The sequence below is a fragment of the Curtobacterium sp. B18 genome, from assembly GCF_000333375.1.
Taxonomy (GTDB): Bacteria; Actinomycetota; Actinomycetes; order Actinomycetales; family Microbacteriaceae; genus Curtobacterium.
This window is the reverse complement of sequence record NZ_BACZ01000746.1, coordinates 1-331: the sequence shown is the minus strand read 5'-3', so window position 1 is coordinate 331 and position 331 is coordinate 1. Positions and strand designations below refer to the sequence as shown.

Sequence of the window (331 nt, the reverse complement as noted above, 5' to 3'; positions counted from 1 at the left end):
CGATGCTCCGGCACCGCGTCGACGGGCTCGTGCTGCTCTCGCTCGTGCTCGACGAGACCGAGCGCGCCGAGCTCGAGCTCACACGCCACCCGATGATCGTGATCGGCGGGCCGGCGCCCGGGCTCCGGAACGTCGGCGTGGACGACGTCGTCGTCGCCGCCGTCGCCGTCGATCACCTGTGCGGCCTCGGCCACCGGGACGTGGCGTACGTCGGCGGGCAGGACGAGGCCGGGATGAACGTCGCGGTGCCGTCGTGGTCGGTCGTCACGCGCCCTTGCGCTCCGCGATCTTCGGCGCGATCGAGTCGACGGGCGCCTCGACCGCTTCGGCC

The 331-nt window shown here is 73.7% G+C and carries 1 pseudogene; it reads left to right on the top strand.

The features are described 5' to 3' along the window. Positions 1 to 331 (top strand): annotated as a pseudogene (locus I5E_RS19850) (LacI family transcriptional regulator); the annotation flags it as partial.